The organism is Exiguobacterium marinum DSM 16307 (genome assembly GCF_000620845.1).
GTDB classification, from domain to species: Bacteria; Bacillota; Bacilli; order Exiguobacteriales; family Exiguobacteriaceae; genus Exiguobacterium; species Exiguobacterium marinum.
This window is the reverse complement of record NZ_KK211189.1, coordinates 1,514,082-1,531,675: the sequence shown is the minus strand read 5'-3', so window position 1 is coordinate 1,531,675 and position 17,594 is coordinate 1,514,082. Positions and strand designations below refer to the sequence as shown.

Genomic DNA, 17,594 nt, shown 5'->3' with positions numbered 1-17,594 from the left:
ATCGCTTTCATTGACTAGTGTACACTATTATCCCCTTAGTGCAACCCTTTGCACTAAGGGGATTTCTGTCAATCTATTGAATTTTTCAATTCGTGAGTCAAAATGATTTTGGCCGTATCATAAACGCGTTGTTCGATGATGCCCCCTTCATACATTTCGTCTAGTTCCATCATCATGAGTGAGATTTCAGCATCCCGCTCCCCAATATAAATAATGGTCCCGAACGATTTTAAAAACTGTTGGACATCATAAAAATTTTTCATGCTTCTTCCTCCATCGTTGTCAATACATAACGATACAACAAATCACGTGTCGCTTCCATTGATGACGTGTGTGTCCGTTCATAACTATGACTTGATTCGATCCCCGGGCCAATCAATGCATGTTTCACATCATAGCCTGCACGAATAGCAGCGGACGCATCTGAGCCGTAGTACGGATAAATATCTACTTTATAAGCGATTTCATGTTTTTTACAGAGAGACGTAAATGTTCTTCGAAGTTCGATATCGTATGGTCCCGAAGAGTCTTTGGCACAAATCGAGACAGTATACTCATCTGAATGTTGTCCATCCCCAAGCGCACCCATATCAACGGCAATGTATTCTACGACGTCTTTCGGGATGCCCGCGTTGCCTCCAAACCCGACTTCTTCATAATTGGAAATCAAGAAGTGTACGGTGTGCGGTAAGTCATAACGGACCAGGTCTTTTGCGAGATCCAATAAAATGGCGACAGATGCTTTATCATCCAAATGGCGTGATTTCACGTATCCTGAAGACGTCACCTTGAAGCGGGGGTCAAACGAGACAAAGTCACCCACTTCGACTCCGAGTGCTGTCACGTCTTCCCGCGAATGCACCTTTTCATCCAATCGAACTTCAATATTCGAAGCAGAACGTTCAGCTGAGTTCGTGTCCTTATAAACATGTACACTCGACTGATGGATGAGGATCGTTCCCTCAATCGCATCGCCTTCTTCTCGATGAATGAGACAATTCTCACCTTCAATCGCTGTCCAAGCGTATCCTCCAACTTGCGTCAAACGCAAGCGTCCACTCGGCAAGATATCTTTAACCATCGCACCTAACGTATCAACGTGCGCCGTCAAGAGCCGCGCCTCTTTTGAACGCCCAGGAAATGTTGCAAGTAATGCCCCTTTATGTAGCCGAGACGTGCTGACATTGAGTGCTTGTAATTCTCGCTCTGCGAATCGAATGGCCTCTTCCGTCATCCCAGACGGACTCGGAATGTTTACTAATGTTTTTAGTGTATCAATCATTGAAATCTCTCCTCACCAAGATCCGTACCCGTATAGTAGACCAAATAAAATGATCGTGAGCACGGAAAATATAATTCGTTGTGCGCGATTATCTTCATCTGGTAATCCTACGACTCCAGAGACGACAAATCCACCAACTAGTCCACCAGCGTGCGCAAAATGATCCAAACTTGCCCCTAAAACAAACGCTAGTCCCACATTTAATCCTAACATAATAAAGAGCGGAGGTCCGAGCGTCTTCATAAAGAGAGAACGATCTCGTAGTCCAAAATAAAGTAAAGCACCGACAAGCCCAAATAACGCACCCGAGGCACCCGCAGAAATTGATTCACTGAATGCATATGATGCTGTCGTCGCCAAAACCCCACCAATCACATAGATAATCAGGAACCGAATCGAACCATACATTCGTTCGACGAGTGGACCGAGTGACCAAAGGGCAAACATATTGATCGAAAAGTGGAACCATCCGATATGCAGAAACATCGGTGTGATCAAGCGCCACCATTCTCCCTGCTCAATGAGTGGATTCACTTTTGCACCGAATGCGATCAACGTATTCGGGTCAAGAGTTGAGCCGACAGATTCAGCTAACCACATGACTAAAAATGTGATAAACATTAGACCGTATACTACTTGCGGTTTACCAAATGAGAACCGCTTTTTTAACTCAGACTTTTTTTCGCGGTCAAGGGAGACAGCAAGCATTCGAAACCGTTCTTCTTCCATAGTGGACGTGCAGATAGATCGAGATATTGTTACTTTTGCCGGGATTGGAAATGTTAGTGAATCAATCCTCTCCTCATCTACGAGACGTTCGCCATACAAATGAATCGTCAATCGCTTCCGTCCGATCCGAGATAGGCGAAATGCGTTTAGGATAGCATGAATATCGGTCCCGACATGATTTGCCCATGCTTTTTCGGACTGAATGTACAGATCATAGCTATCTCCCGCTTTCGTGTCGAACAAAATGACCGCGCGTGAAGGCTCTAATATCCCTTCAATTCGCCCGCCGCTTTCAACCGCCCGATAGATATCTTCCCAAAAACAAGTCGTAGCCAATGGAACTCCCTCCTCTCTCAAGTATTCTCTCCATTCTATTGTAAATCACTGAGCACCTCACGACAAAATCGGGACTTGTTCTGGATGCACAAATACCCGTAACCAGATGGTTACGGGTCATCACTATATAGAGGTTACAAGACAGGTTCCATTGTTTTCATGAGCACGTTCGCAGAGTGTTGCATTTTTTGATGCTCTTCTTCTGACAATTCGATCTCAACGACTTCCCGCACTCCTTGACGATTGATGATGGCTGGTACACCGATATGGATATCATGTAGGCCATATTCCCCGTCGAGATGAGCACCGACTGTCAACAATGTGTTTTCGTTACGAAGGACGGCTTTGACCAAACGAAGTAATCCGAGACCAATCGCGTAGTATGTCGCACCTTTACGCTCAATGATATGATATGCCGCGTCACGAACGTTCACATAAATATCTTCGAGATCTTGCCAGTTATATTCGTCATGCTCTTCAAGCAATTGCTCGACCGATTTTCCGTAAATGCGGGCGTTGCTCCAAGCAGCGAATTCTGTATCTCCATGTTCGCCCATGATGTATGCGTGGCAGTTGCGCGGATCGACATTAAAGTAGTCACCAAGCATATAACGTAAGCGAGATGTATCTAGTACTGTACCTGAACCAAAGACTCGATGTTTCGGAAGACCCGAATATTTCCATGCGAGATGTGTCATGATGTCAACCGGGTTTGAGGCAATAATAATGATTCCATCAAAACCAGAGTCCATAATCTCTGAAATCATAGATTTCATAATCTTCGCATTTTTTTCGACGAGGTCAAGACGTGTTTCGCCTGGACGTTGTGGCGCACCGGCAGTGATGACGACAATATCAGCTACTCCACAATCCGTGTAATCCCCTGCCCAGACACGCATTGGTGATGAAGCAAATGAGACGCCATGGTTCAAGTCCATCGCTTCCCCTTCTGCTTTTGCTTTATTGATATCAATAATGACGAGTTCTTCACATAGACTTGCTGTTGTTAATTGATAAGCGAAGCTCGCACCTACCGCACCTGCACCCACGAGTGCGACACGTGTTACTTTAGCATGATTTAATGTTTCCATATTGATTCTCCACCCTTCGAACAATCTGTTTCATGTTTTTGTTATCTCTGTTACAACATGATTGTAACATCATTCACAAACCCTAACTACAATAGAAACCGTTTTCACTTTGGCGATATTGTGACAATATTCACATTCGAATGGAACATCTTCATTTCCTGTACTACCCTCATCCGAGCACAAAAAAACAAATCAAAGTCGCTCCGAATATAGAGATGAAATTGACCGCATCGTTACCGAGCAGGCGCCATCCAGACACGTATGTCGTCGAGACCTGGTGATGAACTTTTTTTTCAGTCAATTTGCCACAGACAGTACAACGAAACTTGCGTTGCAGAGTCGCTCCAAGTAACGTGTCGATGACGCTACCGCTTAGCCCGATCCCCCATAACATGAGGAGCAGTGCCACATCCATTTGGACAAATAAGATAGAAGAGATCACGATTACGAAAGCCCCTATAATCGACATGAATGTGCCGAATGTGGAAACTGCACCGCTTGTCCCCGGTTCGACTCGCTTAAACGTGAACATGAATCGCGGCTTATTTTTTGAGAGCACACCAAACTCCGACCCCCACGTATCGCTTGTCGCCGCGGCAATAGACACAATGTACATATAAACGTAGACAAAATTTTCTGTGAGCAGATACCCGAGTGCACAAAGAATACCGACTCCACCGTTGGCCAATACCTGTATGGCGTCGCGAGCGCCTGTTTTTTCGACGATATCATCCACTCCTTCTTTATCGCGTGAACGATATTTCGAGGCGAGCGACGAGGTCGAGAAAAACACACCTAGCAAATATAGCCCAAACCACCCAAACGATAGTCCAATCAACGTCCCTGTCAGCACTGTCAAGATGGCTCCTAAAAACGTTAATGACTGCAACCGATAACCGAGATAGGCGACGATACAAGTTACAACAAATATGGCGAACATTGGATCATCTCCTTTTCTGTCACGATCCATTCAACAGGCAGATCATGTGGTTCAGTCGGCACATGACTTACAAGCTGATTCGTGTAAGCCAAAGCAATTGTTGTTCCTTTATATGTTTTTAGAAAACGGTCATAATATCCTCCACCCCAGCCAATTCGATATCCCGCCCGATCAAATACCCTTCCTGGCACAACACAGAGGTCGATTGGCCTCGTCGTCGGTAGAGTCGTCGGCTCTAAAATATTCATGACTCCCGCCTCGAGATCATCGACCGAATGAATGATGTGAAATGTAAGTCCTTGCCTCGTTACTTTCGGGACACAAACCGTTTTTCCTGCTTCAAATGCCTCGTGAATGATTGGAGAAGTATCAATTTCAAGCGGAAGTGAAGATGTCACTGCGATTGTCTGACTTTCTTTCCATATATAGGATGAAAACAGTCGTTGGTGTATCGCTCGATCGACGAGTTGCCGATTCGTCATTTGCTTGATGGATTGATGCACGATGCGTCTTAATGTTGCTTTTTCTTCCACAACTCGTCCCTCCTTATAAAAAAAGCCGCCACATATGTGACGGCCGGTCTCTCATTATTTCACTTCGCGGTAAAGCGTGTGACGACGGAGACGTGGGTTGTATTTGCGCAACTCGAGGCGCTCAGGGTTGTTACGTTTGTTTTTCTTCGTGATGTACGTGCGATCGCCTGTTTCTGTGCAAGCTAATGTAATTTTAACGCGCATTTCTTTCACTCCCATCTCAATGATGTTGTATCAAGTGCTTTTGCTTTACAGTCTAAGCATACTCAATTATCCTACCAAGTTTCTTTTGAAAAAGCAAGGTTATTTCACGTTCTTTTTCATTGGTTTCTGTCCATACGGAGAAGATTCAAGAGGCAGGCAAGTATTGACATTCTCACTCACCTTGTACCATTGCTTCAAGTCATGGATTGAAATCTCTTCACCGACATAAACGCACTCCGCTTCAGGGAACACACTGTTCTCAATGCGATGAATCGCATCGAATAAACCACCATGCCCGTGTGGATTGCGTGTCGCTTCGAAGGACAACATAGTTGAGTATAACGGAAGCGAAAGGGATTGCGCAAGTTCTCTTGCCGCAGGAATCGTCATCCAATCAAAGTGATGAACCACTTTGAAAGAGATCCGTTTCGCCAATTCATGAACTAGTTTGACATACGCAATATTTTGCGTGGCCACCTGATTCATGACATGTTCTAAAAATGTACTAGTCGGGCTCACTCGATACACATGTATGTTCCCATGCCGCTCATACGCTGGTAACTCATCGTGGTATGGTGTCAACACGTAGACGATTTCACCTTCGTTCGCTCTCGCTTCGACCTCATCAACGACCCGCTTTCCAAGTCCTCCGACGATATGACCGTGATATTCGGGAGTAAGCAGCAGGATTGCCGGCTTCTCTTGTTCACGCTCTGTCGTCACGTAATAATCATGGGGTGACAAGAATGAGTCGATGTCGATATCATCGTCTTGAAGGAACGGGTAGGCCGCGAAGTGTTCATTTAGCAATTGATCCGAGAGCTCATCCTGATAGAGCGCCGTTTCAAGTTCGGCAAACAATCGTGTATGTTCTCGGAAGCGTTCAGCAGCGTACTGTGCCGTCGTTTGTCCATCTAAAATAAATGCCCAGTCACTCGACACAGCCAACACATAATGGCGAATCAATTGTTTCAATGCACGATTTGTTAAATCAGATTTTCCGCGATAATCAGCCACATCTTTTACGAGTTGCATCTCCATCATATGAAGGTGGCGAAGCATCCATTCATTTCGTTCATTGATCCACACTTCACCGTATCCTTTGCGCCCCCACGTATTCATCGAGACGTGAACCGTCTGTAAATCTTTGAAGTGACGTTCGAGGAACATCGCCGGAGTGATGGTCTCAATCCCAAATTCCACAAGGCGCTCTGCCACTTTCCCTAGAAATTCCGGTCCTTCGAACCACCAATGACCGAACAACTCCGCATCGAACGGTGCTGTCACTAAAAATGGCGGGAACGTTTGAGCACCATGGGCTTCAAGATGTGATTCGAGTGTTTTCGCAAAATCCATCGCATGATTCTCAATTTGATGTTCCGCCCAGTCGCGGACATAAAAATCTTTTTGATCCGTGTCGCCCGTGATTCGATGCATTTTTAATCCCGTATCAAACCGAATGCCTTCAGGGTGCATGAATGATTGAATATAGTCCCAATCTCGATCATAGGCCAAATCACGATAAAATTCACGATAGTCCGGATGACCCGGGTATCCAATCATCGAACTCCAAATTTTGCCCGAGATGATTTGATCTCGTGGGAACAATGCGACCCCATGCGGAGAATAAACAGGCGCGCCAATCCCTTTGTCAGGAGTCGGATCAGCCTCTAATAAGGCATGCTCATCGACGAACGTGTACCGCACCCCTTCTTCATATAGAATCCGGTCTACTCCTGGTGTATAGGCACACTCCGGCAACCAAATACCTGTAGGGCGGAACCCATAATGACGTTCGAAACAATTAAGGCCAGTCCGGATTTCCGCTCGGGCAGCCTGCTCCGTAAACAGATGCGGGTTGAATCCATGAGTCGCTGTACACGTGACCATATCAATATAGCCCGCCTCACGATATGTACGGAACGCCTCATTCAAGTTTTTATTCCAATGAAGGAACGTGTTTTTCAAGTCTTGATAACGTTGTTTATAAAACTGAAGCGTTGCCGTCTCTGCATCCGTTCTTCCTTCTGAGAGCTCTAAAGCAATCAAATCAAGCATTTCATCCAAATGCTCGGCGTAGCGGTCTTGAATGAGTGGGTCAGCAAGCATTTCTACCACAGGCGGTGAAATACTAACTGTCCAATGTAACGGACGCTTCAATCGATCGACTTGCCAAAGGATCGGGATATAAGTCTCTGATATGGCCTCGTACACCCATCTTTCCTCTAAACGGTGTTTTTCTTCATGCCTAACGTACGGTAAATGAGCATGAAGGACGAGTGAAAAGTATCCTGGTTTCATGTATAGAGTCCTCCTTAACGTACGAAACGGTATGCCGCATATTTTGGTAATGTATCCAATAACTCTGGAGAATCAACTTCTCCGTATTGCCAACGCCTTACTGGTTCTGCGAATCGTCCAACACCGGCTGGTTCTGCCCGTGGCGTATCAAGCGGTGTCGATGCCGCAATCGGTAAAAACTCCCCTTCCATCGTGCGGATTCCAAATTCGAACACATATGTCGTATTTGGATCGAGAGGACGAACGAACCAACTATTCGTCATCTCAGGGAGGTCAAACGTGTAGGACCGGTTCGTGTGCCCGCTAGCGTAATCAAGCAACGTCACATCTAATATACGGAACGCTTTCGGCAATTCTTCCCATCGTCTCATGAACTGAAGCTCTAACGTTTTTTTCACCAAATCAGATACTTCCCAGCACACATATACTGAGTTCGGAGACTGGACGACCGCATGTAAAAAGTCTACATTATATCGGTCTGGTAACTGCCAGTATCCTTCAGGACCTTTCTCAAGGAGTGGTGAAGCCTTCACATCAACCGATTCTTTCGCTGATGCTACTTGTTTGTGTGATGCCGTTACGGACGTCTTTTCTTTTTTCTTGTCGCTTTTTTGTTTCACAGGGATAACGTCCTCCGATTCTTGGTGCTGATTTCTCCATTTTCGCCATGCGTATTGGACTTTGCCAATGGGGACGTCTAGTTCTGCCGCAATCTGTTTTAACGTAAAACCTTGTTGTTTCAAGGATACGATTTTCTCTTCCATCTCTGTTAGGCTCCCTTCATGTAAAAATCCATGTAGACTATTATTCGCTTTTTGGATTGCTTTTCCTGCCCAAAAAAATAAAGAACAACAGTCTTGTTGTTCTTTACCACTAATCTTATTGGTTCAAATCATAATGTTTCCCTTTTTCAAGGAAAATCAAATGCTCTCCGAAGTTTGTCACATGATCGCCCATGCGTTCGAGGTATCGAGCGATGTTCGAGAATTCATACACATCATTCGTACCGACCGTCATAGCCGGAAGAGAACCGATGTATTGTTTGATCACCGTCAAATTGATTTCGTCAATCACACGGTCCATTTCATTGAGTTCACGAACACGACTCACTTCACCCTTCCGATATGCACGAGTCGCAAGTTCAAGCATGTCGATCAACTGTTCAGCCATCTGCTTAAGCGGTTGGATGTCATGTACATACGGAACATGCTCGATCCGTGTCACTGCTTTAGCAATATTCGTCGCATAATCCGCAATTCGCTCCAAATCAGTGGCTGACTTCATCGTTACAATTAGACGGCGTAAGTCAGTTGCAACTGGTTGTTGCTTTGCAATCAATAGAATCGCTTCGTCGTTGATTGCTAACTCTAAATCGTCTAGCTCGTTATCATTGTCGATTACGGTTTTTGCCAATTCAAGATCATGTTTTTCTAACACTTCGATTGCCGTTGCCGTTTGGCGCATCGTCAAGTTCGCCAAATGAACTACTTTATCTTCTAACTCTGTTAACTTTATATCAAAAAATGTACGATTTTGTGCCATCAATCTAGTCTCCTCCTTAACCGAAACGGCCAGAAATATAGTCTTCCGTCCGTTTGTCAGATGGATTCGAGAAAATCTTATCTGTTATATCGAACTCGACAACTTCTCCATTCAAGAAGAATGCCGTTTTATCTGAAACACGGGCAGCTTGTTGCATGTTATGCGTCACGATAATGATGGAATATTGCTCTTTTAACTCCTGAACTAACTCTTCTACTTTTAACGTAGAGATCGGATCAAGGGCTGACGTTGGCTCGTCCATCAAAATAACGTCAGGCTCAATCGCCAACGTACGAGCAATACAGAGACGTTGCTGTTGTCCACCAGAAAGACCGTACGCATTCTCATTCAAACGGTCTTTTACTTCATCCCAAATGGCAGCACCGCGAAGCGAACGTTCGACAATTTCATCTAGCACTTTCTTATTTTTGATTCCGTGCGTACGGGGACCATATGCCACGTTGTCATAAACGGATTTTGGGAACGGGTTCGGTTGTTGAAACACCATCCCGACAGATGTACGCAAATCTTCCACTCTGTAGCCGCGGTCAAAAATGTTTTTCCCGTGATACAGAATCTCACCATTTGTTCGAACCGACGGGACGAGCTCGACCATACGGTTCAACGTTTTAATGAATGTCGATTTCCCACATCCAGACGGTCCGATGATTGCCGTAACTTCATTCTGTTTAATGTCGAGGTTGACGTCAATCAATGCTTGGTCTTCTCCGTACCACAAGTTCAAATTGTTGACGACATAAGCGCTATCTTTTTTCATCTCAGTCATTGTCGGTTCTGTCGTAGTTGTGTTCACGTTTTGATCTCCTTTATTGAGCTCTTGTTGTTTCATCATCTCGAGCTTCCTCCTCATTCATCTGCAAAAACGACTCAATGTCGATTCGTATATTTGTTTCGGATATAAATTGCAACCGAGTTCATCGCAATGAGCATTGTCATCAGTACGATGATTCCAGCTGCGGCCAAGTTTTGGAATTCCGCTTGCGGTCGGCTCGTCCAGTTATAAATCTGAATCGGTAACGCTGTGAAGTCAGAGAAAATGCCACTAGGTGTTGTTGAAATAAACGTGGCAGCACCGACCATGATCAACGGTGCCGTCTCACCAATCGCACGAGATACAGCTAGGATAATCCCTGTAATGATTCCTGGTAGCGCCGATGGTAAGACGACATTGAACGTCGTCTGCCATTTTGATGCTCCAAGTGCTAAAGAAGCGTGGCGTAACTCCATTTTGACTGATCGAAGCGCTTCCTGTGATGCCACGATGACGATTGGCAAACTCATGAGACCTAGGGTAAGGGCACCAGCGATAACAGAGTTACCCAATTCCATGACGCGGACGAAAATCGTCAAACCGAGCAATCCGAAGACGATTGAAGGTACACCAGCCAGATTTGAGATGTTGACTTCAATAAATGAAGTCATACGATTTTTTGGTGCGTACTCTTCGAGGTAGATTGCCGCACCGACGCCGATGATAAACACCATCGGTACGATGAGAAACATCAACCATAATGAGCCAATCAATGCGGGGTATAGCCCAGCCTGTTCGGGACGACGTGACGGGAAGTTACGTAAGAAGTCGAGGTCGACCCACCCCGCCCCTTTCGAAACGATGTCATAAATCAAAGTCGACAGAACGACTAACGCAAAGACGAGCCCTGCCAAAAAGATATACTTAAATATTTCATTCAGTTGTAAACGGCGCTTGATTCGCTCAGACACCGTTTCACGATTCATCAGGTTCTTCTTATTCTTGAACTCACTGTTCGGTAAAGCCATATTAGTACTCCTCTCTGAAGCGGCGCGTCACCCAGTTTGCGAATAGGTTCATCAATAGTGTGAAGACGAACAACAACGCACCGACCGCATAGATACTGTAATATTCAATTGTGCCGTACCCTGCATCACCTTTAGCGATTTGAACGATGTAAGCTGTCATCGTTTGAATCGCATTGAGCGGATTGAACTCAAAGTTTGGCTGCGAACCACCAGCAATGGTCACAATCATCGTCTCACCAATCGCACGACTCATTCCAAGAACGATCGAGGCAATGATTCCTGACGTAGCTGCAGGCATGACGACTTTCGTCGCCACTTCAAGACGTGTCGCACCTAAACCGAGCGCACCATCTCGAATCTTCTTCGGAACAGCACTCATCGCATCTTCAGAGATGGAAGCAATCATCGGAATAATCATGATTCCGACTACAATCCCCGGGCTTAGAGCGTTGTAAATTTGAAGTCCTGGAATAAGTGATTGCAAAATTGGTGTGATGAATGATAAGGCGAAGAAGCCGAAGACGATGGTCGGTACACCGGCCAACACTTCTAAAATCGGCTTTAACACCCGGCGTGCTCGCTCTGAGGCGTACTCACTTAAATAAATCGCTGACGCCAACCCGAGCGGGACCGCAACAAGCATCGCAATTACAGTAATTTGGAGTGTCCCCATCACAAGTGCCCATACCCCGAAGCGCTGATCTGCACTAAGCGGGTACCACTCTGTCGTCCCTAAAAATTCAGCGACAGGCACTCGTTCAAAGAACTTGAACAGTTCAAAACCAAGCGTGAACGCTATACCGATTGTCGTGACGACTGATACGAATGCGCTCAAGAATAATAAGAACGGCATGATTTTATCAAACACGTTCGTCGTACTGAGTTTCTTTTGTTTATTTTGATGTATCATCTCTCGAATCGAGAGCTCTTTGTTTTGTTCGTTCATCTCGTGTATCGCTCCCTACCTCTTCATACTAGAAAGCATGGCGAGAAGGCGAGAGTAGCTCTCACCTTCTGCCATCTGTCATTATTATTCGCCAGCAATCTCATCAATCATTTTCATATTCTCATCGTAACGTTCTTGCTCCATTTTCACGTAACCAACTTCTTCAGATAGATCAGCAGCGTTTTCGTTCATGAAGCGTGCGAAATCAGCCACTTGCTCTTTATCTTTCAATGATGCGTTGTTGACGTACGTGAAGATTTCACGTGAGAGCGGGTATGACAAATCGTTGATTGTATCGTGTGTCGGTTCTACACCTTCAACTTTCAATGCACGGAGTGTATCTTGGTTTTCAAGGTAGTAAGCGAATCCGAAGAATCCGATTGCACCTTCCGTCCCTGCGACACCCGTTACGAGTACGTTGTCATCTTCCGACAATTGTGCGTCTTGGCGAATATCGACTTCATCAAGAACTTTTTCGTCGAAGAAATCATACGTACCTGAATCCTTACCTGGTGCGAAGAATGAAATCTCTTCATCTGGCCAGTCAGAGCGAACATCTTTCCACGTTTTCACGCTTGTGTCTGTCCACATTTTTTTCAATTCTTCAATCGTGATATCTTGTGCCCAGTCGTTTGCCGGGTTTACAACGAGTGATAGACCATCAAGCGCGACTGAAAGTTGTGTGAATTCCACACCATTTTTCTCAGCTTCAGCTGCTTCTTCATCTTTGATTTCACGTGATGCGTTTGAGAAGTCTGTCTCTCCCGTCACGAAACGTTTGAAGCCCCCACCTGTACCAGAGACACCGACCGTCACTTCAACTTCCGGTTGTTCGGCTGAATATTCTTCTGCGACTGCTTCCATGATTGGGAATACAGTTGACGATCCGTCCATGACGACTTTTCCTGAGAGCGCATCGCCTTCAGCAGCTCCACCTTCTTCATTATTCCCACAGGCAGCACCTACGAGTGCGACCGAAGTGATTGAAGCGAGTACAGCTGATTTTTTCATCCAAGACATTTGTGACGTCCTCCTTGAGTTTGCTTTGATTTTTGTTGTGGATCTGTTGTTATGTCCTACAATTAATATCCTAATGAACTTCTATTAACGAGAAATAAACGGAACGTAAAAGAATTGTAAAGACAAAAAAAGAAGTCACCGAAGTGACCCCTTTCATTGAAGCATTGCATTCACATCTTCTAAATCAAAGTAAGCTTTCATGATGTCATGAGCGACACGTGTGTTGATTCCCTCTGCCTCAAGTCCAGGCATGATGATGGCCCAAGCAATTTCTGGGTCATCAAACGGTGCCCAACCAACATGGTTGGAGTTCAGCGTCTTAATCGGCTCCCCGCTGGCGTTTCGTTTCGCCTGACCGTCTTCACCTTCAGCGATGGCCTGGGCTGTACCTGTTTTACCTGCAGCCGTCATACCTGTCTGCTGCAAGATACGAGATGAACCTGATGAAGATTCAACACCTTGACGAAATCCTTCGCGAACTCGCTGAATGTACTCATCTTGAATATCGACTTTATTTAACGCATTTGGTTGGAACGTGCTGACGACTTGCTTGTTATTTTCATCAAGCGAACCAGGCTCAATGATTTCTTTAAGCAAGTGCGGTTGTACACGATAACCACCATTTGCTAGAGCGGACGTATACTGTGCCAATTGAATCGGCGTGTAGGAAATATACTGCCCGATCGACATATCCATAAGAAGTGTGACACGGTCCGGGATGCTACGGAATCCGGTAGATTCAAACGGTAAGTCAATTCCAGTCTCGACTCCGAGGCCAAACTGTTTATAATAATGTTCCATCGTTTCAAATGCTTGTGTGACATTTTCTCCGACGATTTGACCTGTCGAGTAATAGTCAGCCAAACGTAATGCTATTTGGAACATATAGATGTTCGATGACATTGCGAGTGCATCTAAGTCGTTGATGTTCCCCATGTTCCGATATGAGGCTTTGACGGACGACCCGATTCGAATCGGAGCATCATAAATATATTCACCTGGTTTGACGACACCTTCTTCAAATCCATAGGCGACTGTCGCCCCTTTAATAGTTGACCCAATTTGGCTGGCACGCAGCACCGTTCCGGTCGAAACGTCCTTAAATTCGTTCGTCTCTAAATCAAGTTCCTGTCCTGACAATGCAAGAAGCTCCCCCGTTTGAGGATTCATGACAACAGCAAAAGCCCGATCAAAGTGAGGACTTCCAGAACGTCCTGCTCGAATAGCCTTCTTCAAAATCTCGTCGATTTCTTTTTGGAATTCGATGTCCGTTGATAACACGATATCTTTGCCTGGGTTTCCGCTGACTCGTGTCGGTTCCCCGACTGGTTCCCCTTTGTAAGTCGTGAACACATCGTATGCTGGCGTTCCACGAAGGACGTCTTCATATTGTTGTTCCAAATAAGATGTTCCGACCCGATCATTCAACCCATAACCTTTTGCTTGGTAGGAAGCACGTTGCTCAGCCGGTATTTGACGGTAACTTCCTAAAAAGCTCTTGAACGTCTCATCGAACGGATAGTCACGTTGATAATATGGCTCAACGCTAACACCTGGCAATCGTTCTAGGTTTTCTTCGATGACCGCCATCTCTTTCGGACTTGCTCCGATTTTGATGACCTGTGGGTCTAATGCATAGCCGCTTTCCATATTGTGCTTGATGGCGATGATTTCTTCTGTCGCATCATCAAACGTGATCTCTTCTTCTGTGATCGAGTCAAGCAAAAGGCGATCCACGTCTTGGTTAGACAATGCCGCCCGTTTCTCTTCCGATAACGCCTCCAACAAGGATTGAGTGCGCTCTTGCGCTAACTCCGGATTCGTTGCAATCCAGTAGTCTTTGCGGTCACGCTCGGTCATTTTACGATCTTCTTTCGGAATATCGACAATCTCTGCCAATTTTTTTGCAACATCTAACCGTTCATCCGTTTTCGTCACTTGCGAGCGGCGATACATGACCGAGTAATTCGAAATCGTATCCGCAAGCACTTGACCGTTACGGTCGTAAATCTTTCCTCGCGGTACCTCATACTTGATTTTACTCGACTCCGTTTTCTGTACTTCTCGAGCAATCAATTCCCCGTTCACGATTTGAACGACCCCTAACCGAAAAATAAGAGTCGCAAATAGAATGAAGACGATAAAAAATAGTAAATTCAAGCGTAACGGTAAGTGGTTTCGCCGTTTCTTCAGCACTTTCACACGATTTTTAGCCAAGTCCGTTAACTCCTTCCACAATCGATTCCTTCTATATTATATAGAACAGCATAACCTGTCATTTTATCCGATTTTCACTATATCATAATTTGTTTACAAAATAATGAAAAGCACAAAAAAACCCGGGACTCATGTAAGAGTCCCAGGTAAGAACGACTTATTTAGCGTCAGCGTACAATTTCGCAACGTAATCCCAGTCGATGACATGGAAGAATGCATTGATGTAGTCAGGACGACGGTTTTGATAGTTCAAGTAGTAAGCGTGTTCCCAAACGTCAAGGCCAAGAATTGGCGAGACGCCTTCCATGATCGGTGAGTCTTGGTTAGGTGTAGACGTCACTTCAAGTTTCCCGTTTTTCACGACGAGCCATGCCCAGCCTGAACCGAAGCGAGTTGTTGCAGCTTTTGTGAACTCGTCTTTGAATGCGTCAAAGCTACCGAACGACTCGTCGATTGCAGAAGCCAGGTCTCCAGACGGCGTACCATTCTCATTTTTCTTCAAGAGCTTCCAGAAGAATGAATGGTTCCAATGACCGCCACCGTTGTTACGGACAGCAGTTTGAATGTCAGCAGGAAGTGAATCGATTTTTTGGAGTAAGTCTTCGAGTGAAGAGTACTCTACATCTTTCCCTTCGAGTGCATTGTTTACGTTTGTGACGTAAGTGTTGTGATGTTTTGTGTGGTGGATTTCCATCGTGCGAGCATCAATGTGTGGTTCGAGTGCATCATATGCGTAATCAAGTTTTGGTAATTCAAATTTAGCCATTACTAAAATCCCCCTTAAAAGTGTTTTGAACAACGTTCGTCTTAAATGTAACAGATATGTGACGGTCTACTCAATTCTAATGCTTCACTCGACATCTTCTTCCGGTAACGCCCAGACAGAAATAGACCCCGCCGCCACTTTAAATACCCCAAATCCTTCATCATCAATCTCAATTTTGTCCTCTAAGGTATTCGTCAAATCGACCCATGTTTCTCCAGAGCGCTCTTCACCAACGAACATTCTCTTTTCAGCCTCATCGGAATTTGAAATGAGAACGGCGCATCCTGAACGTTCGATCTCTTCTGCCCCATGGCGAACCCATCCAATGACATTCGACTCATCGAAGTAATCGTCCTGATCGCCGTAAGCTTTTTCACGACGAGCATATAGGAGCGTGTCAATCGCAAGTTTCATGCCATCAGTCGGGTGTGGTCCGTCAATACCGTAGTAATCTCCATAGAAGACACAAGGATATCCATCTTTACGAAGCAAGACGAGACCATAAGCGATTTGTTTAAACCATTCTTCTACCCACGATTCAAGCGCCTCCTCAGGCTGGGAATCGTGATTATCCACGAATGTCACCGCATGAAGGGGGTGTGACTGAACGAGTGTGTCATCAAAAATCGTTCGCATATCAAATGAAGCCCCTTCTTGCGATGCGCGATGCAAATTGTAATGAAGGGGAACATCGAACAAGTCGACGTGATAATCGATGTTATCAAGGAATGCTCGACACGCATCGAGGTCTGATTTCCAAAACTCCCCGACTAAATAGAATTCATCCCCCTTCTCTTCTCGCATCGTTTGGCTGAACTCTTTCACAAAATCATAGTTGATATGCTTAATTGCGTCCAAACGGAATCCGTCACATTTTGTTTCCTCGATGAACCATTTACCCCAGTTCAACACTTCCTCACGCACATCTGGGTGGTGATAATCGATATTTGCGAACATGAGATAATCATAAACACCGAATTCGTCATCAACGTTATCATTCCACCGCTTATTCTCTCCAACGATGAAGTAAATACCAGAACGGTCAGTCGCCGCATCATAATCAGTTCCGTTAAAATGAGTGTAGTCCCATTTGAAATTCGAATATTTCCCGTCTCGGGCTTCATAATCAAACTTCGTCCAACCTTCAATTTCAAACGGCTCATCTGACAATACTTTTGTTCGGTCATTCGGATCGACTTCTAATACTTCAAAGTTCTCGGTTGCATCCGCGCCTGCTTTATGGTTCATGACCACATCCATATAAATTTGCATACCTAACTCTTGTTGACAATACGCTGTTGCTTCGAGTAGTTCTTGTTTCGTTCCATATTTCGTGGCGATTGACCCTTTTTGATTAAATTCTCCTAAATCGTATAAGTCATAAACACCATAACCAGTGTCCTCGCCACTTTGTCCCTTCGTAACAGGTGGTAACCAAAGGGCCGTGATTCCAGCTTTATTTAAGTCTTCTGCTCTCTCTTTTAATCGCTTCCAATGTTTTTGGTCTGCCTCAACATGCCATTCAAAAAACTGCATCATGGTGTGATTTCGTTCCATTTTGTTCGCCTCATTTCATATTTTTCAAAAAACAAAATGCTAACGAGTATTTACCCACGATTTTTAGATTGAAAACAAAAAAACAACTTTCACAAAATGAAAGTTGTCGGAAAATGGACCCTGTAGGACTTGAACCTACGACCGGACGGTTATGAGCCGTCTGCTCTAACCAGCTGAGCTAAGGGTCCTTATAAATAGCGGCGGAGGGAGTCGAACCCACGACCTCACGGGTATGAACCGTACGCTCTAGCCAGCTGAGCTACACCGCCATGTTGTTATACAGTAATAATATACTGAATATATTTTAGAGTGTCAAGGGAAATTCCTTAC

Annotated in this window: 17 protein-coding genes and 2 tRNA genes; all 19 read right to left on the bottom strand. The window is 45.0% G+C overall.

All coding sequences use genetic code 11. The features are described from left to right. Positions 1-68 precede the first annotated feature (68 nt). The 19 genes from P400_RS0108125 to P400_RS0108035 all read right to left on the bottom strand — a co-directional run bounded on the left by P400_RS0108125 (position 69) and on the right by P400_RS0108035 (position 17,533). The gene (locus P400_RS0108125) at positions 69-263 is read right to left on the bottom strand and encodes a YqgQ family protein (RefSeq protein ID WP_026825714.1); all 195 of its coding nucleotides are present in this window, start codon (positions 261-263) and stop codon (positions 69-71) included. After that, entirely contained in the window at positions 260-1,282 is a 1,023-nt protein-coding gene (locus tag P400_RS0108120; RefSeq protein ID WP_026825713.1) for a M42 family metallopeptidase, read from the bottom strand. Before P400_RS0108120 ends, P400_RS0108125 begins: the two co-directional genes overlap by 4 nt. Positions 1,283-1,294: 12 nt before the next feature. Further along, on the bottom strand, positions 1,295-2,347 hold the full coding sequence (locus tag P400_RS0108115; RefSeq protein WP_026825712.1) for a rhomboid family intramembrane serine protease: 1,053 nt from the start codon (positions 2,345-2,347) through the stop codon (positions 1,295-1,297). A gap of 134 nt (positions 2,348-2,481) precedes the next feature. Continuing rightward, positions 2,482-3,438, bottom strand: a complete 957-nt coding sequence (locus P400_RS0108110; protein WP_026825711.1) for an L-lactate dehydrogenase — start codon at positions 3,436-3,438, stop codon at positions 2,482-2,484. A 169-nt stretch (positions 3,439-3,607) separates the two neighbouring features. Then, positions 3,608-4,378, bottom strand: a complete 771-nt coding sequence (locus tag P400_RS0108105) for a DUF92 domain-containing protein (protein ID WP_026825710.1) — start codon at positions 4,376-4,378, stop codon at positions 3,608-3,610. Further along, the gene (locus P400_RS0108100; protein ID WP_026825709.1) at positions 4,357-4,911 is read right to left on the bottom strand and encodes a 5-formyltetrahydrofolate cyclo-ligase; all 555 of its coding nucleotides are present in this window, start codon (positions 4,909-4,911) and stop codon (positions 4,357-4,359) included. The genes P400_RS0108105 and P400_RS0108100 overlap by 22 nt, the downstream gene beginning before the upstream one ends. A gap of 54 nt (positions 4,912-4,965) precedes the next feature. Then, complete coding sequence (rpmG, locus tag P400_RS0108095) at positions 4,966-5,130, bottom strand: 50S ribosomal protein L33 (RefSeq protein WP_255313299.1); 165 nt, start codon at positions 5,128-5,130, stop codon at positions 4,966-4,968. A gap of 84 nt (positions 5,131-5,214) precedes the next feature. After that, positions 5,215-7,416 (bottom strand): 1,4-alpha-glucan branching protein domain-containing protein, encoded by a 2,202-nt coding sequence (locus tag P400_RS0108090; protein WP_026825708.1) that lies wholly within the window; start codon positions 7,414-7,416, stop codon positions 5,215-5,217. A gap of 14 nt (positions 7,417-7,430) precedes the next feature. Then, complete coding sequence (locus P400_RS0108085) at positions 7,431-8,180, bottom strand: DUF4912 domain-containing protein (protein WP_026825707.1); 750 nt, start codon at positions 8,178-8,180, stop codon at positions 7,431-7,433. Between the two features lie 115 nt (positions 8,181-8,295). After that, positions 8,296-8,958, bottom strand: coding sequence for a phosphate signaling complex protein PhoU (gene phoU, locus P400_RS0108080; protein ID WP_034770988.1), 663 nt, complete (start codon positions 8,956-8,958; stop codon positions 8,296-8,298). A gap of 16 nt (positions 8,959-8,974) precedes the next feature. After that, positions 8,975-9,745 carry a phosphate ABC transporter ATP-binding protein PstB gene (pstB, locus tag P400_RS0108075; RefSeq protein WP_235181876.1) on the bottom strand — a complete coding sequence of 257 codons (771 nt, stop codon included), beginning with the start codon at positions 9,743-9,745 and terminating at the stop codon, positions 8,975-8,977. A 101-nt stretch (positions 9,746-9,846) separates the two neighbouring features. After that, positions 9,847-10,758 carry a phosphate ABC transporter permease PstA gene (gene pstA / locus P400_RS0108070; protein WP_034770985.1) on the bottom strand — a complete coding sequence of 304 codons (912 nt, stop codon included), beginning with the start codon at positions 10,756-10,758 and terminating at the stop codon, positions 9,847-9,849. A gap of 1 nt (position 10,759) precedes the next feature. Beyond that, positions 10,760-11,704 carry a phosphate ABC transporter permease subunit PstC gene (gene pstC / locus P400_RS0108065; protein WP_026825703.1) on the bottom strand — a complete coding sequence of 315 codons (945 nt, stop codon included), beginning with the start codon at positions 11,702-11,704 and terminating at the stop codon, positions 10,760-10,762. An 84-nt stretch (positions 11,705-11,788) separates the two neighbouring features. Further along, positions 11,789-12,724 (bottom strand): PstS family phosphate ABC transporter substrate-binding protein, encoded by a 936-nt coding sequence (locus tag P400_RS0108060; protein ID WP_034770981.1) that lies wholly within the window; start codon positions 12,722-12,724, stop codon positions 11,789-11,791. A gap of 153 nt (positions 12,725-12,877) precedes the next feature. Continuing rightward, positions 12,878-14,941: a peptidoglycan D,D-transpeptidase FtsI family protein gene (locus P400_RS0108055; RefSeq protein ID WP_026825701.1), complete on the bottom strand. Its 2,064-nt coding sequence runs from the start codon at positions 14,939-14,941 to the stop codon at positions 12,878-12,880. A 157-nt stretch (positions 14,942-15,098) separates the two neighbouring features. Further along, positions 15,099-15,707: a superoxide dismutase gene (locus P400_RS0108050; protein ID WP_026825700.1), complete on the bottom strand. Its 609-nt coding sequence runs from the start codon at positions 15,705-15,707 to the stop codon at positions 15,099-15,101. 84 nt (positions 15,708-15,791) lie between these two features. Then, complete coding sequence (locus P400_RS0108045; protein ID WP_026825699.1) at positions 15,792-17,264, bottom strand: alpha-amylase; 1,473 nt, start codon at positions 17,262-17,264, stop codon at positions 15,792-15,794. A gap of 114 nt (positions 17,265-17,378) precedes the next feature. Beyond that, positions 17,379-17,452 (bottom strand) — tRNA-Ile (locus tag P400_RS0108040). Between the two features lie 7 nt (positions 17,453-17,459). Next, positions 17,460-17,533 (bottom strand) — tRNA-Met (locus tag P400_RS0108035). Between the last annotated feature and the right edge of the window lie 61 nt (positions 17,534-17,594).